Origin of the sequence: Protofrankia sp. CiP1_Cm_nod2, from assembly GCF_920664355.1 — a bacterium.
Lineage (GTDB): Bacteria > Actinomycetota > Actinomycetes > Frankiales > Frankiaceae > Protofrankia.
This window is the reverse complement of the sequence record NZ_CAKKTL010000117.1, coordinates 15,539-16,709: the sequence shown is the minus strand read 5'-3', so window position 1 is coordinate 16,709 and position 1,171 is coordinate 15,539. Positions and strand designations below refer to the sequence as shown.

1 protein-coding gene and 1 pseudogene are annotated in these 1,171 nt (G+C 75.7%); both read left to right on the top strand.

The window, feature by feature from the left end:
- Positions 1-684, top strand: a 684-nt coding sequence (locus tag NBW84_RS14240) for an ATP-binding protein (RefSeq protein ID WP_445548717.1), incomplete at its 5' end; no start/stop codon positions are given.
- A gap of 73 nt (positions 685-757) precedes the next feature.
- Positions 758-1,171, top strand: a pseudogene (locus tag NBW84_RS14235) (AMP-binding protein); the annotation flags it as partial.

Genomic DNA, 1,171 nt, shown 5'->3' with positions numbered 1-1,171 from the left:
GTCCACCTGGGCGCGCGCGACTGCTCGTTGCAGCGCCGGCACCAGAAGCTCGTGGAGGAGACCCCCGCGCCGCGGCTGCCCGCGCGGACCGTGGAGCGGATGTGCGAGGCGGCCGTCCAGGGGGCGCGGGCGGCCGGGTACGTGGGAGCGGGCACGTTCGAGTTCCTGGTGGACGGCGACGGCCGGTTCTACTTCATGGAGGTCAACTGCCGCCTCCAGGTGGAGCACCCGGTCACCGAGATGGTCACCGGGACGGACCTGGTCCGCGAGCAGCTGCGGGTCGCCGCCGGTGAGCCGCTCGGCTTCGGGCAGGCCGACGTCGTCCCGCGCGGGGTGGCGATCGAGTGCCGGATCAACGCCGAGGACCCGGCGGCCGGCTTCGTGCCCACCCCGGGGGTGGTCAGCGAGTTCGCGCTGCCCGGTGGCCCGTTCGTCCGCGTCGACACCCACGTCTTCGCCGGCTACCAGGTCCCCGCGCTGTACGACTCGCTGCTGGCCAAGCTCGTCGTCTGGGCGCCCGACCGGGAGCAGGCACTGGCGCGGATGGACCGGGCGCTCGACGAGCTGCGGCTGCGTGGCCCGCACGTGGTGACCACCGCCGCGTTCCTGCGCGGTGTCCTCGACCACCCCCGCTTCCGCCGGGCCGAGCACGACACCTCGCTCATCAACGAGCTGACGGGCTGAGGCCGGCCATGACCCCTGACCCCCACGGCGGCTGCCCACGGCGGCTCGTGGACGCATCCAGGGAGGAGACCCGGTGAACGCGCTCTGGGCCGCGGTGAGCACCAACGCCCGTCCTCGGACGGCGCTGCACCTGCCGTCCGAGGGACGGTCCGTACCCGTCACGCGCCTGCTGGCCGACGCCGAGCGGACGGCGACGCTGATCGCCGGCCAGCGGCGCGTCGGCATCCTGATGGCCAACGGCGAGCCCTGGCTGCGCGGGCTGCTCGCCTGCTTCCGGACCGGGGCCGCCGCGGTGCCCGTCGCGCTGCCCGTGGCGTTCGGGGGCGGCGAGGGCTACCAGCGGCACCTGCGCCGCGTCGTCGAGGACGCCGGGCTGACGGCCCTGCTGGTGGACGAGCAGAGCGCGCGCCTGCTCAGCCGGCTCGCGGCACCGCCGGGCGCCCGGCTGGTCGACATCACGCGGGTGCCCGACCCGGCCGGGCCGGCT